This window comes from Providencia vermicola (genome assembly GCF_020381325.1).
GTDB lineage: Bacteria > Pseudomonadota > Gammaproteobacteria > Enterobacterales > Enterobacteriaceae > Providencia > Providencia vermicola.
In genome coordinates, this window is the sequence record NZ_JAGSPI010000006.1 from 12,881 (window position 1) to 37,069 (window position 24,189).

The window sequence follows — 24,189 nt, forward strand, 5'->3', positions numbered from 1 at the left end:
CAAGTCATATTTTTTTAGCATTTCAAACCTTCACTTTTACGCCATATAGTCAATTTTATGTTTCATATAATTTGTTTGTATAACGATGGGTGAGCAAGATGGATTATTTACCGTTATTTGTCGATGTACGTACGCGCAAAGTGGTGCTAATTGGCGGCGGTGTAGTGGCTGCGCGCAAAGCCGAATTACTCATCAAGGCACAGGCTAAGCTTGTGGTGATCTCCCCATCGCTATGTCCTCAATTGCAAACGCAACATCAGCAAGGCCACTTTGAGTGGTTGGCTCAAGAGTACCGTTCTTCGCTGTTGGATGATGCTTTTTTGGTGATTGCAGCAACGGATGATGCTCTACTCAATGAAACCGTGTTTTACGATGCCAATGAGCGGAAAATATTTGTCAATGTGGTTGATGATCAGCCGCTGTGTTCGTTTATCGTGCCTTCGATTATTGACCGTTCGCCTGTGATTGTGGCGATATCTTCTGGTGGAACCGCCCCTGTATTAGCGCGTTTACTGAGAGAAAAATTGGAAACCATGCTGCCATTATCGTTAGGTAAGATGGCTGAAATCGCAGGGCGTTGGCGCGGTAAAGTCAAAGAGACGTTGAGTAATATGCGAGAAAGAAAGCGTTTCTGGGAAAAAAGTTTTAGTGGGCGCTTTGCCTCTTTAGTGGAAAAAGGGCAGTTAAGCGAAGCAGAACAACAGCTTGAACGCCAGCTTTATGAGCAAGATAACCGTGGAGAATTGGTTTTAGTCGGTGCAGGCCCTGGTGATGCAGGGTTGCTGACATTAAAAGGGCTGAGAGTATTACAAAGCGCGGAAGTGGTTTTATACGACCATTTGGTGAGCGAGGAGATCCTCGAATTGGTACGCCGTGATGCTGACAAAATTTGTGTGGGTAAACGGGCGGGAAATCATAGTGTTTCCCAAGAAGAAACCAATGCAATGATCGTGAAATTTGCTCAGCAAGGTAAAAAAGTGGTGCGATTAAAAGGCGGCGATCCGTTTGTTTTCGGCCGAGGTGGTGAGGAATTACAAGTTGCCGCAAAAGCAGGGATCCCTTTCCAAGTGGTGCCTGGTGTAACCGCTGCAATCGGCGCGACAGCCTATGCGGGTATTCCGCTCACTCACCGAGAACACTCGCAAAGTATCACGTTTATTACTGGACATTGCCGTGAAAATGGCGCGGATCTGGATTGGCAGGCATTGGCTCGCGGTCAGCAAACATTAGCGATTTATATGGGCACCGTAAAGGCGGCTCATATCAGTGAGCAATTGATTAAATTTGGTCGCGCGAGTGACACCCCTGTCGCCGTTGTGGGGTGTGGGACACGACGAGACCAAACAGTGGTAACAGGCCAATTGCATGACCTACAGGCTCTTGCCCAAAAAGCACCCGCACCTGCATTGATTGTGATTGGCGAGGTTACAGCATTACACAACGAGCTCGCATGGTTTGGTTCGCAAACAGAAGATATCCGCTGGCGCAGCGCTGTGCTGGAACTGGCTTAATGATGGAGATTGCCGTGAACGAGAAAAAATTGACCCACTTACAGCAGTTAGAGGCAGAAAGTATTCATATTATTCGTGAAGTTGCCGCTGAATTCGCAAATCCTGTGATGCTGTATTCCATCGGTAAAGACTCTTCTGTGATGTTGCATTTAGCGCGCAAAGCTTTCTATCCTGGGAAATTACCGTTTCCATTGTTACATGTGGATACGGGGTGGAAATTCCGCGAAATGTATGAGTTTCGTGATGCTACAGCACAAAAATACGGTTTTGAATTATTGATTCACCGTAACCCTGAAGGGGAAAAGTTGGGGATTAACCCCTTTGTACATGGCAGTGCAAAGCACACGGATATCATGAAAACAGAAGGCTTGAAACAAGCGCTTGATAAATACGGTTTTGATGCGGCTTTTGGTGGCGCGCGGCGCGACGAAGAAAAATCCCGAGCAAAAGAGCGGATCTACTCATTTAGAGACCGATCTCATCGTTGGGATCCAAAAAATCAGCGTCCTGAACTTTGGCACAATTATAACGGTCAGATCAACAAGGGGGAAAGTATTCGCGTATTCCCACTTTCGAATTGGACAGAGTTGGATATTTGGCAGTATATCTACTTAGAAAATATCGATATTGTTCCGCTGTATTTTGCGAAAGAGCGCCCTGTGATCCAGAGAGATGGTACTTTGCTAATGGTGGATGATGACCGAATTGATTTAAAAGTCGGAGAGGTGATAAGTCAACAGCAAGTGCGTTTTCGAACATTAGGTTGCTGGCCACTAACTGGCGCGGTTGAGTCCCAAGCACAAACATTGCCTGAAATCATTGAAGAAATGTTGATTTCGACCACCAGCGAGCGACAAGGGCGGTTGATTGATAGTGACCAGTCTGCATCCATGGAGCTTAAAAAGCGCCAAGGTTACTTTTAATTCGCAAGATAAGGAGCAAATTATGGCACAAGCCGTTTATAACGAATCAATCGCGCTGCAAATTGAGCAGCAAGGTGGCGTGGAACCTTACTTACTTGCGCAACAGCAAAAAGGGCTTTTGCGTTTTTTAACCTGTGGCAATGTGGATGATGGGAAAAGTACATTAATTGGTCGTTTATTGCATGATACTCGCCAAATTTACCAAGATCAGCTCACAACGCTGCAAAGTGATAGTAAGCGAATGGGGACTCAAGGGGAAAAGCTTGATCTCGCACTGTTGGTGGATGGCCTTGCGGCAGAACGTGAGCAAGGGATCACTATTGATGTGGCATATCGCTATTTTTCGACGGAAAAACGCAAATTTATCATCGCAGATACCCCAGGGCATGAGCAATATACCCGTAATATGGCGACAGGTGCATCAACTTGCTCACTCTCTATTTTGTTGATCGATGCTCGAAAAGGCGTGCAAGAGCAAACTCGCCGCCACAGTTTTATTAGTACATTGCTGGGGATCCGACATTTAATTGTTGCGGTGAATAAGATGGATCTGGTGGAGTACAGTGAAGCTGTATTCGACAAAATTAAGCAGGATTACCAACAGTTTGCCACTGAACTACCCGTCGAGCTGAATGTTTGGTTTGTACCGATTTCAGCTCTTGATGGTGACAATATCGTTAATCCGAGTGAGCAACTACCTTGGTACCAAGGGGAAACGTTATTGTCTATTTTAGAAAATGTGCAAGTTGAGCAAAAAGCCTCTGAGCAAGCGCTGCGTTTCCCTGTGCAATATGTGAATAGACCTAATTTAGATTTTCGCGGTTACAGCGGCACACTGTCGTCAGGCATTGTTCAAGTTGGGCAAGCAATTAAGGTGCTACCATCGGGGGCAACAGCCAAAATTAAGGAAATAGTGACATTTTCGGGCTTACAGGATTTCGCTGTACCTGGTGAAGCCATCACGTTGGTGTTGGATGATGAAATCGACATTAGCCGCGGCGATTTGATTGTCGCAGAAAACGAAAACTTGCAAACCACGCAACATGCGCTGATTGATGTGGTGTGGATGGCGGAACAACCTCTTGTTCAAGGCCAGCAATTAGATATTAAAATTGCAGGAAAACGCAGCCGCGGGAAAGTCGAAAATATTCAATATCAAGTGGATGTGAATAACCTGACACAAAAAGTGGCAACGGAATTACCGTTAAATGGCATTGGTTTAGTGGAGTTTTCATTTGATGAGCCATTATTATTGGAAAACTACCAACGCAATGCGGACACAGGCGGCATGATTTTTATCGACAGGCTGACGAATGTGACTGTGGGGGCTGGACTCGTGCGAGAAGCACAGGAGCCAATTTTTGAGTCAACGGGGGAGTTTAGTGAGTTTGAAATTGAGCTTAACAAGCTGATCCGTCGGCATTTTCCTCATTGGGGAGCCCGGGACGTACTGGGTGGAAAATAAACCAATGACTCAAGATAACAATATTGTGTGGCATCAACATGTAGTGACTCGCCCTTTGCGGGAAAGTAATAATGGTCATAAAGGGGCCGTCTTGTGGTTTACTGGGCTCTCTGGGTCAGGTAAATCAACACTCGCGGGCGCCATTGAACACCAGTTGGCCTCGATTGGCGTTAAAACCTATTTATTGGATGGCGATAATATTCGCCATGGGTTATGTCGTGACCTTGGTTTTAGTGAGGCTGATAGGCAAGAAAATATTCGGCGAGTGGGTGAGGTTGCTAAATTGATGGTAGATGCTGGGTTAGTGGTGGCAACGGCATTTATTTCGCCTTTTCAATCAGATCGGCAAAGTGTTCGTGAATTATTCGAACCAAACCAATTTTTTGAGTTATACGTTGATACGCCAGTGGAAGTGTGTGAACAACGTGACCCGAAAGGGTTATATCAACAAGCACGAGAAGGGAAAATCAAACAGTTTACAGGGATTGACTCACCTTATGAAATCCCCTTAAGCCCTGAATTACGGCTTGATGGGCAACAACCTCTCTCCGATTCTCTTTCTCATATTGTTGCGCTATTACTGCGCAATAATATCATTCAAATGGATTATTAATGCCACTTAGCTATTATCTTAAATCACAGATCGTGATCTTTAGTGATAAAATAAGGTGATAGTTAAGGGGTACAAATCCGATTTATTCTGACTTTTTAATATAATTTTTTGTCACAGTAGCGCGATTCGCTGAGTTATGGGATGATTAGCACATCATTTCAGGGGGCAAGATGGGTAAATTAACGCTACTATTAATCGCGATATTAGCATGGTTGCAGTATTCCTTATGGTTAGGCAAGAATGGCATACATGATTATGTTCAAGTCAAAGACGATGTTGCCGCACAGGAAATTGTTAACTCGCGCTTGAAAATGCGTAATGAACAGTTATTTGCTGAAATTAATGACCTCAATGATGGTCAAGATGCAATTGAAGAACGTGCGCGTAGCGAGCTTGGTATGATTAAACCAGGTGAGTCTTTCTATCGCATGGTAAAAGAAAGCAGCAACCAGAAATCTGCTCAATAATATGAATCCTAAAACAATGAGCCCATTTGCCTGATAATTTCTGATGTAAGAACCAAATAATGACAAATCCAAGTGTTGCCCCACAAATTGTTGCACTGATCCCTGCAGCAGGTATTGGCAGTCGTATGAATGCTGATTGCCCTAAGCAGTATTTACCCGTCGCGGGCAAAACGATTATCGAACATACTATTGATGCATTGTTAGCGAATAGCACCGTCAATACGGTGGTAATCGCTCTTAGCGCCGATGATGATTATTTCCGGCAGCTTGATATTGCGAAAGACCCTAGGGTGACGGTAGTCACGGGTGGAAAAGAGCGTGCGGATTCTGTTTTGTCAGGGCTTAATTACCTGGCCTCTTTACCCGATTATTGTGATTGTTGGGTACTGGTGCATGATGCGGCAAGGCCTTGTCTCCACCAACAAGATCTCAACAATATTATTCAATTAGCAACAGAGCAAGGTTGCTGTGGTGGTATTCTTGCCGCCCCTGTGCGTGACACAATGAAACGTAGTGTAAAAACCACAGCATTCATTGACCATACGGTTGAACGTGAGGCGCTATGGCACGCATTGACCCCTCAATTTTTTCCGTTGGAACTCTTACGGAACTGTCTAAGTAAAGCCTTGAAAGAGAACGCCGTGATCACCGATGAAGCCTCAGCACTCGAGTATTGTGGCTATCAACCTGTTCTCGTGGCAGGCCGAGCGGATAACTTAAAAGTGACGCAGCCTGAAGACCTCGCGCTGGCGGAGTTTTATCTTTCAAGAATGAATAACTAAGGAAAAATAATGAGAATCGGACACGGTTTTGACGTACACAAATTTGGTGGCGAAGGCCCTATCGTAATTGGCGGCGTGCGTATTCCCTACGAGCAAGGTTTGCTGGCTCATTCAGATGGTGATGTGGTGTTACATGCGTTAACGGACGCTATTTTAGGCGCTGCGGCACTGGGGGATATTGGAAAATTATTCCCTGATACTGACCCCGCATTTAAAGGGGCGGACAGCCGTGTTTTATTAAGAGAAGCCTTTTGCCACGTGCGTTCTAAAGGCTATCGTATTGGTAATATCGATATCACCATTATGGCGCAAGCCCCGAAAATGCTGCCTCATATTCCGCAAATGCGTGTGAATATTGCTGAAGACTTAGAATGTCATATGGATGATGTGAATGCAAAAGCGACAACAACAGAGCAATTAGGTTTTGTGGGTCGTAAAGAAGGCATCGCGTGTGCCGCCGTTGTCCTTTTAGTGAAAGATAATAGTAATGAAAGCAATGAATGTTCAGTACCTGCATGGTAAACCTCTATCTTCAGGGACATTAAAAAGTATTCCTGAAGATTTTATTGTTAAAGAAGATCTAGGCTTCGAGTTAGATGGCGAAGGCGAGCACGTGATGGTGCGCGTAGAAAAAACAGGCTGTAATACGCTGTTTGTGGCAGAGCAACTTGCCAAATTTGCCAAAATTTCAGCCCGTGTTGTTAGCTATGCAGGCTTAAAAGATAGACATGCGGTGACCGAACAGTGGTTTTGCTTGCAAATGCCAGGCAAAGACACACCTGATTTCTCAGCGTGGCAATTAGAGGGGTGCCGCGTGCTTGCTGTGACGCGACAAAAGCGTAAATTACGTATTGGTTCCCTGAAGGGAAATCAATTTGAAATCACATTGCGTGATATTTCAAATGCCGATGATGTTGAGCAGCGTATGCAAAAAATCGCCACTTCGGGTGTGCCAAATTACTTTGGTGAGCAGCGTTTTGGGCGTGATGGGCAAAATTTAACACAAGCTTTGCGCTGGGCTAACCAAGAAATTCAAGTTCGCGAACGCAATAAACGCAGTTTTTATTTGTCTGCGGCACGCAGTGCGATGTTTAATCATGTGGCGAGCGAGCGAATTGCCCAAGGAACCCAGCAGCAAGTGCTGTTGGGTGATGCACTGCAATTAACAGGGCGTGGTAGTTGGTTTGTGGCAACGCAAGAAGAACTTCCATCATTGCAAAGCCGTTTGCTATCATCAGAGTTGAGTGTCACCGCACCTTTACCTGGAGATGGTGAGTTAGGCACACAAGATGACGCACTGGCATTCGAAACGGCATGTTTAACTGAATATCAAGCCTTTATCCCACTGATGCAACGCGAACGTGTTTCGCCAGTTAGGCGTGCGGTTATTGCTAAACCGCAAAATTTTTCATGGCAATGGTTGGATGATTCGACAGTAAAACTGGTGTTCTTCTTGAACTCAGGTTGTTTTGCTACTAGCGTGGTACGAGAAATTATTAATCAAAATGGGCAGGATAATGTCGATGCTAAAGATTTTATTGAGTAATGACGATGGTGTGAATGCTCCAGGAATTCAAATGCTTGCGGCAGCACTACGCCAGTATTATCATGTTCAAGTGATTGCGCCTGATCGTAATCGCAGTGGTGCGTCTAATGCACTTACATTAGATAGACCGCTAAAAATTCAAACATTAAGTAACGGCGATCTTTCGGTCCAAGAAGGGACGCCGACTGACTGTGTCTATATTGGCGTGAATAAAGTCGTTCGTCCGCGCCCTGATATTGTGGTATCGGGGATTAACTGCGGCCCTAATTTGGGTGATGACGTGATTTATTCAGGCACGGTGGCAGCAGCAACGGAAGGCCGTCATTTAGGGTTGCCGTCGATAGCCGTTTCGCTAGATGGTGAAACCCATTATGAAGCGGCGGCAAAAGTGACTTGTGATATTCTCGCGATGCTACAAAAGAACCCATTACGCGCAGGAAATATCTTGAATATCAATGTGCCTGATATCCCTTATGAAGAAATTAAGGGGATTAAAGTCACGCGTTGTGGTAGCCGCCACGCGGCATCGGAAGTGTATAATCTTGAAGATCCTAAAGGAAATATGCTGTACTGGTTAGGGCCTGTTGGGGAAATTCGCGATGCAGGGCCAGGGACAGACTTTGAAGCCGTTCAAAATGGTTATGTTTCCATTACGCCATTACAAGTCGACTTAACGGCGTATAAAGCGCATACATTGGTCGAAGAGTGGTTGGAAAAATCAGGAGTGACAGTAAAATGAAAACAGGGCTCATGAAAGAACTTTTGGCACAGTTACGCCAACAGGGAATTCACGATGAGCGCCTATTGGATGCAATTTCACAGGTTCCTCGTGAACGGTTTGTGGACGAAGCGCTCTCACATAAAGCCTACGATAATATTCCGTTACCAATTGGTCATGGGCAAACTATTTCACAGCCGTATATTGTAGCAAAAATGACGGCGTTATTGTCGTTAGCTCCGAATGATAATGTGCTGGAAATCGGTACAGGTTCGGGGTACCAAACTGCGGTATTAGCGCATCTCGTACACCATGTGTTTTCGGTTGAGCGTGTTAAAAGTCTACAATGGACAGCTAAACGTCGGCTGAAACAGCTGGATCTGCATAATGTGTCTACTCGCCATGGTGACGGTTGGGAAGGGTGGCAATCCAAGGGGCCATTTGATGCCATTATTGTTACCGCAGCACCAACAGAAATTCCGACTCCGTTGTTAGGGCAATTAAAAGATGGTGGTCGAATGGTATTACCTGTTGGGGATAAAGAACAATCCCTGAAGTTAATTACTCGACGGGGAAATGATTATCATGCAAACGTCATTGAAAAAGTGCGTTTTGTGCCTCTTATTGCGGGTGAACTGCTTTAATTTATTTGCAATGGTATTTCTGCATTATAAAACGGATTGATTTTTTATAATAATGTTAAATAAAATGCTATTGCAAAAGTTTTACTAACTCAAATAGAAGTAAAACTATTCCAAATATGATATTTTACCCATCTAAAATTGAATCAGTGGCTTAAACTATTAAGTCATAATCTCAAATTGTTATCTTTTTGATATATTTAACTTGTTCACTATTTTGTATTTCTGCTTTAATAAGTGAAATATTTTATGGTAACTCTATTACTGACATAAAACTGAATTGTCGCGTCAGATTTTTCTTCACGGGAGAAGAAGCATGAAAATTGTTAGCCCTATAAGCAGAATTCGATGGGCAGTCATCTTTTCATTTAGCGGAGCGCTATTGGCAGGGTGTTCTACGCCATATCATCCAGCAGCACCTATTTCGAGTGTGAATGATAGCCAATCGCGTCAGCCAGTGGCTCAAAGGACAACATCTACTGCGTCAAACAGCACAGGGATGAGTACGGCGATGCCGTCATCACGTCCAAACTTATCGAGTAATACGAATAATCAGCCGATAAACCGTACTTCAACACCTGTAAATACAAGCAGCGATGGTCGTATTGTTTATAACCGTGATTATGGCAGTATTCCAAAAGGCAGTTATAGTGGAAATAGCTATACTGTTCAGCGTGGCGATACATTATTTTATATCGCGTATATAACGGGTAATGATTTCCGCGAGTTAGCATCGAAAAACAATATACCTGAACCATATAGCTTAAATGTAGGTCAGGTAATTAATATTGGTAATACAAATGTGAACTCGAGCACGCAATTGGCGTCAAATTCATCAAATAGTCATCAGCAACCAGTTGATCTCCGAACAACTAATGAGTATCCTGCAAACAGTGGTGGTCAAACTTCGGGTAAGATGTTGCCAAATAATAGAAAACCTGCAACGCAAGTTTCTACAACAACAACGAATACGACTACTGCATCAACTGCTTCTACAGCAGCAAGTGGCACAAATAATTCGTCAATAAAGTGGCGTTGGCCAGCAGAAGGGAAAATGATTGAAGGTTTCTCTGATGCCCAAGGCGGGAACAAAGGGGTGGATATTGCCGGTTCCCGAGGTCAGTCTGTGCTCGCTTCTGCGCCAGGAAAAGTCGTTTACGCAGGTAATGCTTTGCGTGGATATGGAAATCTAATAATTATAAAACATAACGATGACTACTTGAGTGCTTACGCACACAACGATACGTTGCTTGTGCGCGATCAACAGGATGTAACTGAAGGTCAGAAAATAGCTACGATGGGTAGTACTGGTACAAGTTCAGTTAGACTACACTTTGAAATTCGTTACAAGGGAAAATCAGTAAACCCGTTGCGTTATTTACCGCAACGATAAACTGGGCAGAATGCTTTGACATTCTGTCCGCATTATCTAGGGTAGGAGTCACTGATGAGCCAAAGTTCGCTGAAAGTTAACGAGTTATATAATGACCTTGACGAAAGCAATTTAGACGACGCTTTTGATGAAAGTCAGTTTAAAGAAGAAGATCTGGTTTCTGAACAGGATGAAGAAATGGATTTACTCCAGAACACGAGCCAACGTGTTCTGGATGCTACCCAAATCTATCTAAGTGAAATTGGGTTTTCACCACTCCTCACAGCAGAAGAAGAAGTTTTCTATGCTAGACGTGCACTGCGTGGCGATGTAGCTTCACGCCAGCGCATGATAGAAAGTAACCTTCGCTTAGTTGTGAAAATATCTCGCCGCTATAATAACCGAGGCCTTGCCTTACTCGATCTGATTGAAGAGGGGAACCTTGGGTTGATTCGTGCTGTTGAAAAATTTGATCCAGAAAAAGGATTCCGTTTTTCGACGTATGCGACGTGGTGGATCCGTCAAACGATTGAACGTGCGATTATGAATCAAACCCGAACCATTCGCCTTCCTATTCATATCGTAAAAGAACTCAATATCTACCTTCGTACTGCACGTGAATTAGCCCAGAAATTGGACCATGAGCCAAGCCCTGAAGAGATCGCTGAACAGCTAGATAAACCTGTTGAAGACGTCAGCCGTATGTTGCGTTTAAATGAACGAATTACATCTGTTGATACTCCAATTGCAGGGGACTCAGAGAAATCTTTGCTTGAGGTATTGTCTGATGATAATGATTCAGGTCCAGAAAATACAATTCAAGACAACGACTTAAAAGATAATATTGTTAAGTGGTTATATGAATTGAACCCAAAACAAAGGGAGGTTTTAGCACGTCGTTTTGGGCTTTTAGGTTATGAAGCAGAAACTCTTGAAGAGGTTGGGCGCGAAATTGGGCTCACTCGTGAACGAGTTCGTCAGATTCAGGTGGAAGGTTTAAGACGGTTAAAAGATATTTTACATGGCGAAGATCTGACATTAGAGTCGCTATTCAATATGTAAAGTGTTAATGAGATAAAAGATAAATAAAAATCCCTATAAGTGAAAGTTTATAGGGATTTTTTATGGACTAGAAATAGCGTTAATTAATGGGAACACCGCTATGAAATTTAAAATCATTATCAGGCGTTGAAATTAATTCAGCTTCAATGATTCCAAAATAATTAACACGCTCGGTAATATCTTGTTTACTAATTAACTGAGCTAACTGCAAATAGTCTTGGTAATGTCGAGCTTCTGAACGTAATAATGAAATATAAAAATTAGCCAGTTGTTCATCTAAATAAGGGGCTAATTTTGCGAATCGTTCACAAGAACGTGCTTCAATATAAGCACCAATAATTAGCTTATCGATTAAAGTTTTTGGATCGTGCGGATCGATATGGCTAAATAATCCTTTGGCATAACGCCCTGCTGTGATGCCATCATAAGGAATATTACGCTCGTGCATGATTTCCAACACTTGGTAAAAATGATGGAGCTCTTCTTTGATTAGCAGCACCATTTTATCGATTAAATTTTGGCTGTAAGGCGATTGCTTACGCGCCAGTATTTGTTTGGAAATCTGGTTTTTATTTCTTAGAGTGTGAACATCACCAATTCTATCGTAAGCAAAAGCCTCATAGGGTTTAAACCATTCGAGTAACGTAGCCGCACTGTCTTTATCCACAGCATATTTACGGATTAAAAATAGAGCACTTTGCGCGGCTTTTAACTCACACAATAAGTGGTCTTTAAGGATAATCGGTAAGTTTTCAGGCTGACTCGCTTTTTGCACCCATTCATCTGGGGTTTCACATTGTAAAAATTGCCGAATTGGTGCGAGTAACGCCGCATACTCATCCATGTTAGTTATTCATATCCTTTAAACGATAAATCCAATCAAGGGCTTGGCGAGGTGTCAGCTTATCTGGGTCAATGCCATCCAGTGTAGTTAACACTGGAGAGGGTTCTGCCTCTTCCGTTGTTAAGAAACTCAGTTGTGCGCTATCGACATGACTCGCATTGGCATTATTTGAGATAATCTCTAGTTCTTTTAGTTTTTGCTTGGCGCGTTTAATCACCTCTTTAGGTACACCCGCTAATGAAGCAACGGCAAGGCCATAGCTTTTACTGGCTGCACCTTCTTGAACATTGTGCATAAAGGCGATGGTATCACCGTGCTCAATGGCATCAAGATGGATATTTACAGCACCTTCCAATTTTTCAGGTAAGGTTGTTAGCTCAAAATAATGGGTTGCGAACAATGTCATTGCTTTGATTTTATTGACTAAGTTTTCAGCACAAGCCCATGCAAGAGAAAGCCCGTCATACGTTGAAGTACCACGACCGATCTCATCCATCAAGACCAAGCTGTGTTCGGTTGCATTATGCAAAATATTGGCAGTTTCAGTCATTTCCACCATGAATGTTGAACGACCAGAAGCAAGATCATCCGAGGCACCTACACGAGTAAAAATACGATCAATTGGGCCAATAACCGCTTTGCTAGCGGGCACAAAGCTACCGATATAGGCAAGCAAGGTAATTAGTGCAGTTTGACGCATATAGGTACTTTTACCGCCCATGTTTGGCCCTGTGATGATCAACAAACGGCGCTGTGGGGATAATGAAAGCGGGTTGGAAATAAACGGCTCACTTAATACTTGTTCAACGACAGGATGACGGCCTTCTGTAATTTGAATACCTGCTTTTTCAGTGAGTTGTGGGCAGGCATAACTTAATGTTTCTGCGCGTTCAGCAAGGTTGGTTAAGACATCGAGTTCTGATAATGCCTCTGCACTGGTTTGTAACGCAGCAAGGTGTGGAAGTAGCATATCAAACAGTTCGTCATACAGCGCTTTTTCGATAGCTAATGCTTTCCCTTTAGAGGTTAGAACCTTATCTTCATACTCTTTGAGCTCAGGAATAATGTAGCGCTCAGCATTTTTTAAAGTTTGGCGACGTACATAGTGGATTGGCGTTAGATGACTTTGGCCGCGGCTGACTTGGATATAATAACCATGAACCGCGTTATAACCGACTTTTAAGGTGTCGATACCTAATTTTTCGCGTTCGCGAATTTCTAACCGATCGAGGTAATCTGTCGCGCCATCGGCCAAAGCACGCCATTCATCGAGTTCGCTATTGTAACCTGGGGCAATCACACCACCGTCACGTACTAATACAGGGGGAGCATCGATAATAGCGGTTTCCAATAAACTTTGTAGTTCATCAAATTGCCCAATTCGGCTTTGTAGTTCTTTTAAATACGGGCTACTGGATTGGCTAAGAATTTGATGAATATCGCTATATTGCTGGAATGCATGACGCATACGAGTTAAATCACGTGGTCGCGCAGAACGTAGTGCAAGGCGAGCAAGAACGCGTTCTAAGTCACCAATTTGGCGTAAAAACGGTTGTAGTTCAAAACCTTGTTCCTGCAAAGCGCTAATTGCTTGCTGGCGGTTATTCAATACTTGGATATTACGCAGTGGGGTATGTAACCAGCGTTTTAGCATGCGGCTACCCATTGGTGTTACGCACATGTCTAAAATAGAGGCGAGTGTATTTTCAGTGCCACCCGCAAGGTTTTGGGTGATTTCTAGATTACGGCGCGTTGCCGCATCCAAAATGACATTATCATTTTGTTTTTCCATCACAATACTGCGAATATGCGGTAGCGAAGTGCGTTGGGTATCTTTGACATACTGCAGTAAACAACCCGCAGCACGTAGGGCTTTATGGGCATTTTCTACGCCAAAACCGATTAAATCTTTGGTGCCAAATTGCAATCCAAGCTGTTGTTTTGCCGTATCCAGTTCGTATTCCCATAATGGACGGCGACGTAAGCCTTTATTATGTTCAATCAAGGACATACTGGCGAAATCTTCTGGGTACAGAAGCTCGGCAGGGCGCGTACGCTGTAACTCGGCTTGCAAGGCTTCTTCATCAGCGATTTCACTGATAATAAAGCGGCCTGACGTGATATCTAGTGTGGCAAAGCCGTAACCTTGAGCATCTTGCCATACTGCGGCAAGTAGGTTGTCTTGGCGTTCATTTAATAATGCTTCATCGGTGATGGTGCCTGGTGTGACAATGCGAACCACTTGGCGCTCAACGGGGCCTTTACTGGTCGCAGGGTCGCCAATTTGTTCGCAAATCGCGACAGATTCGCCCATCTGCACCAGTTTGGCGAGGTAACCTTCGGCAGCATGGTGTGGTACACCCGCCATCGGAATGGGTTGACCCGCGGATTGCCCACGTTTTGTTAGGGAGATGTCCAGTAATTGAGAGGCTTTTTTAGCATCATCAAAGAACAGTTCGTAAAAGTCCCCCATACGATAAAACAGCAGTATGTCTGAATGTTGTGCTTTTAGTTTTAAATACTGCTGCATCATTGGTGTGTGGGATTCGAAATTTTGGCTGTCTGTCATGGGGTTATCTATATTAACTTATTGAATTAACTTGATTCTATGTTTTTTATTGTCTCATAAGATCTCATTATATCTTATAAAATATCACAGAATCCCATATTTAAGTGTAGGCTGTTGGTGGCGATAAGGTGGTATATAACATAACAATACTGACAACCTACAATTTTCACTAAAAATCTTTAATTATCTTATAGTCAGCGCTAAACAAGGTAACAATTATAAGCCAAAAGCAGCCAGAAAAACCCTTATTAACGAAAGCCATTGAGGCAATGAAACCTAACAGTAGAGATAGGTCTGATACAGGTGAAAATACGGGTTTACGTGTATTTCGTGGCGCAACAGGCATTAAGATATTTTTCTACCGTTATAGTAGCCCAGTTACACATAAACTTGTACAGCTAAAGATCAGTAATTTTCCTCAAACTTCATTAAGTGAAGCGAGAGTTAAGTTACAAGAGTGAAAAAATTGCAGCAATTAGAGTGATGCTCTGACACTGAGTTAAAAGGAGAAAAGCAAGATAAAAAACAAGAACAACTGAATAGCCAGCAATTCAGTAGACACTAACTAGTTTTTTGTTATACCATTTTTCATACTCTACAGGCGGTTGTTGATGAGTGAAGCCGTGCCTGCGTTTAACGTTGTAGAACATTTTGATATACTCAAAAGTATCCATTCGTGCTTCTATTCTTTCATTCTCTTTCCACATCAATATTTCCAGCTATCAATAAAAAACACGGTACATATATTAATAACTCGAATGAATTTATTAAGATAAAAAGGGTAATCTAGAAACCGAATTTCACTATCGTATTATAAAGTGGTTAAATAAGACCTCAACAATAGGGTTACTAATATCGATTCATTTCTTACTACTACAGTTTTATTATGTGGGTATTGCTATAGCAGAAAGCGCGAGAGAAAAACTTTGTCCCCTTCTACTTTCAGTTATTAATAAAAACAGGCGTTTATTGCATTTTTGGAGTGGGCGTGAATATACCTATTGATATTTAAAAAAATAATTTTTAGGGCCGGATTTTGATAGAGGAAATAGCAATATATTTTTTATATATTGCTATTTGGAATGTTAAAATTTTCTTAGCTTATGAAGCTAATTAATAATTTCTGTAGAGTTTGTTAGTGTTGCATAGCGATCACCAAGTAAGGCCATAGATGATTTATGCATAACTTCTGAATTAATTATTTGATCAAAAAAAGGTAAATCACGAGTTGCACAACAATCTGATAAAATGAAATTATCAAAACCTAGCTCAAATGAAGCTATTGTAGTTGCAGTTATACACATGTGACTGGCAAAACCCATAATAATTAATTGCTTTTTACCTGTGAGTTGAAGTAAGTCAAAAAGATTAGTTTTGTGAAACGAATTTGGCAAACTTTTTTCTATTATTTCTTCATCATGATGTGGTGTTAGTTCATCAATAATTTTTACATCATTATTGTTTGGATTAAATAAATTAGCATTTTCACCACCTATATGTACAACATGAAATATACCAACTTGGTTTTTTCTAGCGAAATCTATGAATTTTTTAGCATTACTAACTGCATTCTTCCCATTTTTTCCTAAATTAAGGTCACTTGAAAAATATTGATTCTGCATATCAACAAGTAATACGTTTGCATTTTTTAAATCTAATATTTTCTTACTAGCACCCGCTAGCTGTAATAATGTTTTAGTCATTAGTGATTTCCTTTTGAAGTCTTTCGGTATCAATATATAATTATCTTATGCGTTGATAAAGCTGATAGATTGCATATGGTATATGCATTTATATGGAGGGTTGAGTACATGAATTGGGATGATTTGAGATTTTTAATATCATTAATAGAAAACAAAACAGCATCAGCTGCAGCTAAAAAATTGAATGTAAATTATGTAACCGTTTGTCGTAGAATTGAAAGACTTGAACATTCGTTGAAACAAAAATTAATTTATTTCAAAGATAATCAATATTATCCAACAAATGAGGGGGAGGCTTTATACCAAAAAGCTTTAGATATTAACTTGTCACTAAGCGATTTAGAAGAAAAAATAGTATCAGGTGGGCATTTAAAGCAAACAATTACTGTTTCTTCTAGTGCATCGATTGGTGAGGATATCATTATACCAAATTTAAATGGGTTATATAAAAAGTATCCACAAATAAAGGTTAATTTTTTATTAAGTCCTAACCTAGAGAGTATAATAAAAAAAGAATGCGATATTGCAATTAGATTTTTTGATGATAATAGTGCAGATGGAGAATTTCTTACAAGTATTAATTATCATATATGCTCTTCTAAATCTTACTTAAAAAACACACAAGAAGATAAAATCATAATTTATAATTTCGAGTTAAAAAATCTTAGTGAAAACAGTGTATTATTGAGTAGGTATGGACGTAAAAGTGTTTTTATGGAAGTGAATAGCTTAAATGCTATATATGCTGCCATTATCAATGGTATGGCTATTGGTATATTACCAGAATACTTGATAACTGATTCGGTTAGAATTATAGAACCAAGAGTAATGACCAAAAATTTATATCTATGTGCATCGAATCGAATGAACCAAATTACATCAGGGAAAATTGTTATAGACGAGATTAAAAATATTTTTTCTAATCTTAATGAGAGTAAATAGTTAATGGAATAGTTAATCTTAGATCGTGATAAATACTTTAATGGGTAGGATGATATGGACTACCTATTAATTCTTGATTCAGTAATTTTATAAATTCATAAGGGTATGCAAAAAATCTGGTTGTCTTAAATCTCAAAGTATACTAAAAATAATTCACCTTAAATAAAATGGTTTTTTAGTATGTTTATATATAATTCGCTGATTGAACTAGACTCAAAGTTTGTTTCATCATTTCATGTGTTACCGATACAGAATATTAATGCAATAAGAAGTGATTTTTATTTTGAGAAATACAAGAGTTTTTTGGATAATTTTTCATGTTTTGAAAAAACAGTCACCCAGCCATTTTTTGATTCTTTAGTTTACCCAAAAAATCAAATTAATAATGCTATGGATATTGCTCGTGAAATATTTAAAAGTGACCTTACCTTATTCACAACATCTGGATCTACTATTTCTAATCAAATAGCAATAAGCTCACTACCTATAAAATCTAAAATTTTAGTTCAGAAAAGCGTTCATCAGAGTATTCATTTTTTTTTAAAAATGACAGGTAAAAATTTCACTTATATTGATGAGAGTGAATTGTGTCAAGATAGGGCGATGACAATTATAAATTTAAATAAATTAAGTTCTTTGATAAATGAAGATATTGATACATTAATTCTAAATAGCCAGTCGTATGAAGGAATTATGCTAGATTTAGAACCATTGTTAACAAATATTTTATCAAAAAATAGTAAAATTAAAAATATTATTATTGATGAGGCATGGGGGGGCTGGACATATTTTAGTCAAGAGATGCATGATAAAAGTGCATTGGTTGTTGCTAAAAATTTAAGCAATAAATATAGGGTGAATTTTATTATTATTCAATCAGCTCATAAGTCATTTTTTAGTCTCAGGCAGTCAGGATTAATACATGTTTTTGGTAATAGTGAGATTATTAATTCTATAAAGACATCGCATTTTAAATTACATACTACATCCCCTAGCTATCCAATATTAGCTAGTATCGAATTAGGAATTAATCATGCTAGAGATGAAGGGAAATGGCATTCTAAAAATGCTATAGAATTGGTAAGGAGTTTTAGAGTTTTCATAGAAGAAAAACTTAGTGCATTTAATGTGGATGATATACCAAGTAGTAATGGTTATTATTTTTTTGACCCAAATAAAATCTGGTTGAAATGTAATGGAATTTCAGGAAAGGAATTGAGGGATATTTTATTTAATAAATATGGCATTTATGTAAGTAGATATTCCAGTAAACACATATTAATAAACTTTCATTATGGCGTGACAAATGTTTGTTTAAACTCATTAATGGAATCGCTAGCAAATATTGAAGTTAATATAAATGCAAGCAATTCAAACTTAAAGGAAAACTCCGTAAGTGATTGTTATGTTATTCCTTACCCTCCTGGTGTACCTATTGTGTTTCCAGGGCAAAGTATTTCAAGTTTAGATTTGGAAAAAATAAATAAACATAAAAATGATAATACGTCTGTGATATATGTTAAGGAAGCTATATGATCCCATTAAAAAGAATAAAGGAAATTAAAGTATCAAGGAAAAACCATCATGCTTTAATTGATAATGATGTGAGAATAACATGGAGTGAACTTGAAGAGCAAGTTTCTATAGTTTTGGCTAATATTGTTAATATGACTGATATTTTAAAACTAAAAAGTGTTTGTTATATATCACCAAATAGATATGAGCTTATACATCTTGCTGCTGTATTTGCTACCCTAAAGGTTCCTTTCATTGGAATTGATTACACTCAAAATAATAATAATATAGAAAGCATGCTTGAGGCTTGTGAGTGCTCAATTCTTGTTATATCATCATCATTCTGTGTGAAAAATAATATAAATTTAAGTGGGCACTCAATTAATCGAGGTTTAATTGACTTAGATTGTCTTTATGAAAGCACATTAAATTATAACTTATTATTAGAAGATCATGGGTTTTCTTTTGAAGAAAGAGATTATTCTAGACCATTTAATGCTATTTCTTTTACTTCAGGTACGTCAGGGGTACCAAAAGCAGCTATTCGAAGTCGCTCATTTGATTTAAGACGTTTCTCTTATTTTACTTTAAAGTATGGCTTTAATTCTAAAGATCGACATTTACTTGCTATGCCTCTATATCATGCTGCAGGTAATGGATGGAGCCGTTTATTTATGAGTTTAGGAGCAACATTAGTGATTGCAGATCCATCTAAGACAGATAAGATTGCATCATTAATTATAAATGAGCAGATAACGACCTCAGCAATGACTCCTACAATATTAAAATCAGCTGTTAGCGATTACAAGAAATCTGGGGTTAATTGTAACCAACTTGATTTCATTCTTATAGGTGGGAAGCATTTAACTACAGAAACAAAAGTTGAAGCAATTAGTACTCTTGGACCCGTTGTTTATGAATATTATGGTACGACTGAAACTGGTGTTAATACAATAGCGGAACCTGAAGATCTATTAAGTAAACCCGCTAGTGTTGGCAAGCCATATGATGGAAATAAAATTATCATTTTAGATAAAAATAATAATGTACTTAATCCATATTCAAAGGGTAGAGTTGCTATTCATAGCTACATGAATATGGACGATTATAAAGCTTCAAATAAGCAATGCTTTTTACATAATAAAGTAGAATATTTGATAACACCTGAAACTGGCTATATTGATGAGCAAGGATATTTATTTTTATCAAATAGAACACAAGGTGAAACAAGCCATGATCTCTATTCAATTCAAAATGAAATTGAACATATTAATTGCGTATCTGATTGTGCTGTAATTCCTGATGAAAGTAAATCAGGCTATTTTATTTGTGTTTATGTTTTAGATGATGGTGAGTTTTTTAATATACCAGATATTGAAGATGATATTAAAATGATTCTTAAAAAGAATAAAGTGAAAATATCTATTATTAAAAAAATAGATAAGGTTCCGTATTCGCCATCAGGAAAAGTTATCAATAAAGAGCTAATCAATAAGTTAAAAGATACCGTTGTGGTTAATAGCGATAATAATGTAAGTTTTAAATCTAATTCATTTTTTAAATTTATTATTGGTATTATATTATTAATACTTACAGCCGCATCATGGGGGGCTATGTTTCCTATTACCAAAAATGCTCTAAAATATACAGATGCAGTTAATATTACATTGATTCGTTATGGTATTGCATCATTAATATTTATTGTGATTTTATTATTTAAAGAGGGGATAAAGTCTATCATTCCAGATAAAAATTTTTGGAAGCTTTGGTTTTTTGGAACTCTTGGATTTGCTGGATTTAGTATTTTAGCCTTTGCAGGGTTATCGATGACAAAAGCGGAACATGGGGCTATAATCATGGCTCTTATGCCACTATTGACAGCAATAATGTTATGGGTATTAAAAAATAAAAAACCTCACAAAATTACAATAGTATCGATATTACTAGCTTTTTTTGGGGTTTTTCTAGTTATAACTAAAGGAAGTTTATCTAGTATTTCCGATGGTAATTTATTTGCTGGGATAATAATTTTATTGGGTGCATTTTGTTGGGTTACTTATACTATTGGTGCTAGTTATATTAATGGGTATTCTGTACTTCGCTATACATCTTTATCCTGCTTTTTAGGTGCTATTTCAATTTTTATAATTGCAATGATATTATACTACTTCCGTATTATAGATATACCTAATTTAAATGTTGTTTATGAAATTAAATATGAATTGATTTACTTGATTGTTATTGCGGGGGTTTTTGCTGTATTCGCATGGAATAAAGGTATTGAAATTTTAGGTCCTGTTAATGGTGTTTTGTTTATCAATTTAGTACCTGTGACAGCATTTATTATAGGGCTTACTAATGGTGTTATATTCACTAGCATTGAAATTATTGGTATGTTACTTACAATATTTGCAATTATATTTAATAATCTAGCTATTAGGTTGTTAAATAAATAATTTTAATTCTAGCTATTGTAATCATCTATATAAATGGCACTTATTTATTTCATAGTGCCATTTTCTAACTATTCTTAAACCTTTCGCAATTAATAGCTCTATATGCCAATAGGCTTTAGTTATTTGTCTTATTTACAGTAATTTCTCTGCTAATATGTATTGCTATTCGGCAGCCGTTATTTTGAGGTGAGCACAGGATTTCAATATTTACCCAGTAAGATGAAATGGGCATGTTTAGCCAACGGGTACAATTATGATATTAAAGGCTGTCAGTTGGCTATTCTAGAGCAAGAATTCAAGAAATATGGCATTATACCTTAAAGGCTGATTCGTTAAGGTTATTAAAGAAAGCTCATCAAGATGGAGATCAATATGCATATGATCGTGAAGCTAAAAGCTTATGTAGTAATTTACGTATTATCGTAGAGAGATGTGTAGAAACGATCTTGCTGGATGAAGTCGTGGTAAGATTTCGTCGTAGTGTGATGACAGGAAATAAGCTTATGAAACTTGTTAAAATAACACCAGCTGATTGTCAACTGATTGACGATTTAATGACTCGTTACTCTGTTTATGAACATTCTCAACCAAATGAGCTTCCCGACACTCTTCCAGAACTTTCTGATATAGAGAATGATTTAGATAGTTTAATCAATTGGATTGAACAATTTTCAACTAGAAGCATTCCTGTAACTTAATTTTAGTTCGCTATATAAATAGTGTTGATATTTACCGTTATTAACACTATTTAATATTTTCCTATAAGAACATATTAAATTTTAGTGTGACTATGTATTACCTTGATTAGTTGGTACAGGATTACATGCTGTAGTTTGGGTCTCAAAAAATAGGTCTGTGTAATACAGCTTAGATGTAGTGTTTGTAGTTTGTATGGTTATTGATATTATGGAACAGCGATTATATTTTATGAGGGTTAAAATGGAAAGTAATAAAAATGTTGAAATAACATATATAAAACCAACACGTATTCAAATTATTCGTGCAGTGACAACGTCTACAGCGATTGAAATAGGGCAGGAGCCTCGTCGTCTTGAGGAAGAATTGAAAACGAAACGTGAAAAGTTTGGACATTTGAAATTAGCAATTTAATTTTTTTTTAAAGCTTCGTTAATCCAATATTTCATTGGTTCATAGTTTAGTGGTTGCAGGACATTTTTTACTGCCGTCGAGTAAGCGCGAAAATAGCCCATTTCTTTCTCTAATTTAGCCTTGATTAAAAAGCTGTTTGAGCTTGTTCCAAACGAATTAAAATCATAACTTGAATGGACGGGACCATTGTGAGTTAAAACGAGAGGTTAATAATATGGCGTTTATCGATCTCCCTGATGAAATTGATTTTTTAAGTTTTTTTGAAAGTGAGCCTATCCATCGAAATATTGAAGATGCAGTGACATTTGGCTATGAATTCAAACAGGGGAATATTCGTCTATTATTCTACTTTACGGCTTATGAAGGCTGTGTCTCCTTGATATTAAAGCAAGAAGATACGGACTTGCTTTCATTATATTTGAGTGAAATAACAAAAATTTCAATTACTGAGGATGAACGCGCATTGATCATTTGGCCAAAAGCGAATAGTGCCGAAAATAATTATTATGTGCAAGTTAGGCCAACAATTCTAATTAATAATAAAGGATATACTGGATAATAATGTCTGTATTGTTGATTTTGTGAAAAAACGCCCCTTAATTTAAGAGGCATTTTTTTGTTATTGCATCGATTTTTTCAGTTTTTCAACTTGTTCGGCGGTAACGGGCTTGCCTTGGCCACCCCATTCGGCGCGTGCCCATGAAAGCAAATCAGCGATTTCTTTTGGGTCTAAATCATCGGCAAAGCTTGGCATGGCGTACATGCGTTGCCCATTGGGGAATGTGGTTGTCGGGATACCTGTTAATACGACGCTGATAAAGGTTTCAGGGCTATCCATGGCTAAAATAGCATTGCCCTTTAAAGCTGGAATACCATTCGGTACGCCTTCACCTGTAATGCCGTGGCAACCTGCGCAAGTGGACATATACATCAAACGACCCGTTTCCATTGTTGCGCCAATATCCGCGGTAGACTGGTTACTGGCTTCTGGTAATGGAGCGGGGGGAGCTTTAGCGCCTAATACCTTTCCTTGCTTGTCCGTCATTAAGTAAATCGCCATGTCATCCACATCGCTTTTTTTCATTTGGCTAGTGGAAAAATGAGTCACAGTGCTCATATCTGCAAATGCAGAGCCTTGAGGTGCATTACCCGTCAGTAGAAACTGGCTTAAAGACGCGGTGTCATAGCCATGTTTAGATAACGCTTGTGCTGTGATATCTGGGATTGCGAGACCTGCTTCTTCCCCCCCTTGTAATGAGCGAGAAAATTCAACACCCATCATAAAGTTACGTGGAGAATGGCAGGCACCGCAATGGGCGAGACCTTCCACAATATAAGCGCCTCGATTCCATTGCTCAGAGCGTTGAGGATCATGTGGGGCATTTTGTTTTGGGAAATTAAGCAATGTCCAAAAATTCATAAATGGACGGACAGGTAAAACAAATACCCCCGTATTTTCTTTATTGGGGACGGCCATCGGTGGCAACGTCATGACATACGCATACAGGGCATCAATATCTTCTGAGGTTGTCATATGTGTGAAAACAAACGGCATTGCAGGGTAGAGGTTGCCCCTTTCTTTGCCAATGCCATCTTTGAGCGCACGATGGAAATCGGCCCGCGTATAGTTACCGATACCGAATTGTTTATCTGGGGTGATATTAGTGGAATAAATGGTACCAAACGGTGTTCCGATAGCCCGTCCGCCAGCGGCTAGAGGCCCCTCAGGTAATGAGTGGCAACCAAAACAATCCCCTGCAATAGCCAGTTCTTGCCCGCGAGGTATTAACCTTGCGACTTCTTCTGAGGTGAGCGGTTTGTCTAAGTCAGGGCCAATGCTGGAGGTATGAAATGCACCAAATAGGATTGCAAGCATCAGTGCAACAAATAGTAGAATGATGATATAGAGCGTTTTACGTATAGAACGAGAGTTAGTCATCGTCGTTCTCC

General features: G+C 39.2%; 23 protein-coding genes and 1 pseudogene. 19 read left to right on the plus strand and 5 right to left on the minus strand.

Annotated elements, in window-relative coordinates; genetic code table 11:
• Positions 1-98 precede the first annotated feature (98 nt).
• From cysG to rpoS, 12 genes are all read left to right on the plus strand, one after another.
• Positions 99-1,511, plus strand: coding sequence for a siroheme synthase CysG (gene cysG, locus KDJ85_RS09860; protein ID WP_225819519.1), 1,413 nt, complete (start codon positions 99-101; stop codon positions 1,509-1,511).
• Positions 1,512-1,525: 14 nt separating this feature from the next.
• Positions 1,526-2,434, plus strand: a complete 909-nt coding sequence (cysD, locus tag KDJ85_RS09865) for a sulfate adenylyltransferase subunit CysD (RefSeq protein WP_225819745.1) — start codon at positions 1,526-1,528, stop codon at positions 2,432-2,434.
• A 22-nt stretch (positions 2,435-2,456) separates the two neighbouring features.
• Positions 2,457-3,899 carry a sulfate adenylyltransferase subunit CysN gene (gene cysN / locus KDJ85_RS09870; protein ID WP_225819520.1) on the plus strand — a complete coding sequence of 481 codons (1,443 nt, stop codon included), beginning with the start codon at positions 2,457-2,459 and terminating at the stop codon, positions 3,897-3,899.
• Between the two features lie 4 nt (positions 3,900-3,903).
• Positions 3,904-4,512: an adenylyl-sulfate kinase gene (gene cysC / locus KDJ85_RS09875; RefSeq protein ID WP_225819746.1), complete on the plus strand. Its 609-nt coding sequence runs from the start codon at positions 3,904-3,906 to the stop codon at positions 4,510-4,512.
• Positions 4,513-4,682: 170 nt separating this feature from the next.
• On the plus strand, positions 4,683-4,979 hold the full coding sequence (gene ftsB / locus KDJ85_RS09880; protein ID WP_047757167.1) for a cell division protein FtsB: 297 nt from the start codon (positions 4,683-4,685) through the stop codon (positions 4,977-4,979).
• 59 nt (positions 4,980-5,038) lie between these two features.
• Positions 5,039-5,761 carry a 2-C-methyl-D-erythritol 4-phosphate cytidylyltransferase gene (ispD, locus tag KDJ85_RS09885; RefSeq protein WP_225819521.1) on the plus strand — a complete coding sequence of 241 codons (723 nt, stop codon included), beginning with the start codon at positions 5,039-5,041 and terminating at the stop codon, positions 5,759-5,761.
• A gap of 9 nt (positions 5,762-5,770) precedes the next feature.
• Entirely contained in the window at positions 5,771-6,283 is a 513-nt protein-coding gene (ispF, locus tag KDJ85_RS09890; protein WP_225819522.1) for a 2-C-methyl-D-erythritol 2,4-cyclodiphosphate synthase, read from the plus strand.
• On the plus strand, positions 6,249-7,307 hold the full coding sequence (truD, locus tag KDJ85_RS09895; protein ID WP_225819523.1) for a tRNA pseudouridine(13) synthase TruD: 1,059 nt from the start codon (positions 6,249-6,251) through the stop codon (positions 7,305-7,307). The genes ispF and truD overlap by 35 nt, the downstream gene beginning before the upstream one ends.
• A complete protein-coding gene (gene surE / locus KDJ85_RS09900; protein WP_225819524.1) occupies positions 7,285-8,046 on the plus strand; it encodes a 5'/3'-nucleotidase SurE in 762 nt (253 codons plus the stop codon). The genes truD and surE overlap by 23 nt, the downstream gene beginning before the upstream one ends.
• Positions 8,043-8,669: a protein-L-isoaspartate(D-aspartate) O-methyltransferase gene (locus tag KDJ85_RS09905; RefSeq protein ID WP_225819525.1), complete on the plus strand. Its 627-nt coding sequence runs from the start codon at positions 8,043-8,045 to the stop codon at positions 8,667-8,669. Before surE ends, KDJ85_RS09905 begins: the two co-directional genes overlap by 4 nt.
• Before the next feature lie 313 nt (positions 8,670-8,982).
• Positions 8,983-10,059 carry a murein hydrolase activator NlpD gene (gene nlpD / locus KDJ85_RS09910; protein ID WP_225819526.1) on the plus strand — a complete coding sequence of 359 codons (1,077 nt, stop codon included), beginning with the start codon at positions 8,983-8,985 and terminating at the stop codon, positions 10,057-10,059.
• A 54-nt stretch (positions 10,060-10,113) separates the two neighbouring features.
• Complete coding sequence (rpoS, locus tag KDJ85_RS09915) at positions 10,114-11,100, plus strand: RNA polymerase sigma factor RpoS (RefSeq protein WP_225819527.1); 987 nt, start codon at positions 10,114-10,116, stop codon at positions 11,098-11,100.
• 79 nt (positions 11,101-11,179) lie between these two features.
• Here rpoS and miaE read toward each other — a convergent pair whose 3' ends face one another.
• A complete protein-coding gene (miaE, locus tag KDJ85_RS09920) occupies positions 11,180-11,944 on the minus strand; it encodes a tRNA isopentenyl-2-thiomethyl-A-37 hydroxylase MiaE (protein WP_225819528.1) in 765 nt (254 codons plus the stop codon).
• A gap of 1 nt (position 11,945) precedes the next feature.
• Positions 11,946-14,513, minus strand: coding sequence for a DNA mismatch repair protein MutS (gene mutS, locus KDJ85_RS09925; protein WP_225819529.1), 2,568 nt, complete (start codon positions 14,511-14,513; stop codon positions 11,946-11,948).
• A gap of 269 nt (positions 14,514-14,782) precedes the next feature.
• Between mutS and KDJ85_RS19255 the strand changes: the two genes are divergently transcribed.
• Positions 14,783-14,974, plus strand: a complete 192-nt coding sequence (locus KDJ85_RS19255; RefSeq protein WP_338050592.1) for a hypothetical protein — start codon at positions 14,783-14,785, stop codon at positions 14,972-14,974.
• A gap of 90 nt (positions 14,975-15,064) precedes the next feature.
• Here the strand turns inward: KDJ85_RS19255 and KDJ85_RS09930 are convergent.
• Positions 15,065-15,202, minus strand: a pseudogene (locus KDJ85_RS09930) (IS3 family transposase); the annotation flags it as partial.
• 420 nt (positions 15,203-15,622) lie between these two features.
• Positions 15,623-16,216, minus strand: coding sequence for an isochorismatase family protein (locus KDJ85_RS09935; RefSeq protein ID WP_225819530.1), 594 nt, complete (start codon positions 16,214-16,216; stop codon positions 15,623-15,625).
• Between the two features lie 108 nt (positions 16,217-16,324).
• On the opposite strand from KDJ85_RS09935, the gene KDJ85_RS09940 reads away from it, so the two are divergent.
• The 6 genes from KDJ85_RS09940 (at position 16,325) to KDJ85_RS09965 (ending at position 22,798) form a co-directional block, all read left to right on the plus strand.
• Positions 16,325-17,158, plus strand: coding sequence for a LysR family transcriptional regulator (locus tag KDJ85_RS09940; RefSeq protein WP_225819531.1), 834 nt, complete (start codon positions 16,325-16,327; stop codon positions 17,156-17,158).
• Positions 17,159-17,338: 180 nt separating this feature from the next.
• Positions 17,339-18,694: an aminotransferase class I/II-fold pyridoxal phosphate-dependent enzyme gene (locus KDJ85_RS09945; protein ID WP_225819532.1), complete on the plus strand. Its 1,356-nt coding sequence runs from the start codon at positions 17,339-17,341 to the stop codon at positions 18,692-18,694.
• A complete protein-coding gene (locus tag KDJ85_RS09950; RefSeq protein WP_225819533.1) occupies positions 18,691-21,129 on the plus strand; it encodes an AMP-binding protein in 2,439 nt (812 codons plus the stop codon). The genes KDJ85_RS09945 and KDJ85_RS09950 overlap by 4 nt, the downstream gene beginning before the upstream one ends.
• A gap of 503 nt (positions 21,130-21,632) precedes the next feature.
• On the plus strand, positions 21,633-21,827 hold the full coding sequence (locus tag KDJ85_RS09955; protein ID WP_225819534.1) for a hypothetical protein: 195 nt from the start codon (positions 21,633-21,635) through the stop codon (positions 21,825-21,827).
• Between the two features lie 241 nt (positions 21,828-22,068).
• A complete protein-coding gene (locus tag KDJ85_RS09960; protein ID WP_225819535.1) occupies positions 22,069-22,239 on the plus strand; it encodes a hypothetical protein in 171 nt (56 codons plus the stop codon).
• A gap of 214 nt (positions 22,240-22,453) precedes the next feature.
• Positions 22,454-22,798 carry a hypothetical protein gene (locus KDJ85_RS09965; protein ID WP_225819536.1) on the plus strand — a complete coding sequence of 115 codons (345 nt, stop codon included), beginning with the start codon at positions 22,454-22,456 and terminating at the stop codon, positions 22,796-22,798.
• Positions 22,799-22,858: 60 nt separating this feature from the next.
• Here the strand turns inward: KDJ85_RS09965 and KDJ85_RS09970 are convergent, their stop codons facing one another.
• A complete protein-coding gene (locus tag KDJ85_RS09970) occupies positions 22,859-24,178 on the minus strand; it encodes a cytochrome c (RefSeq protein WP_225819537.1) in 1,320 nt (439 codons plus the stop codon).
• Positions 24,179-24,189 lie beyond the last annotated feature (11 nt).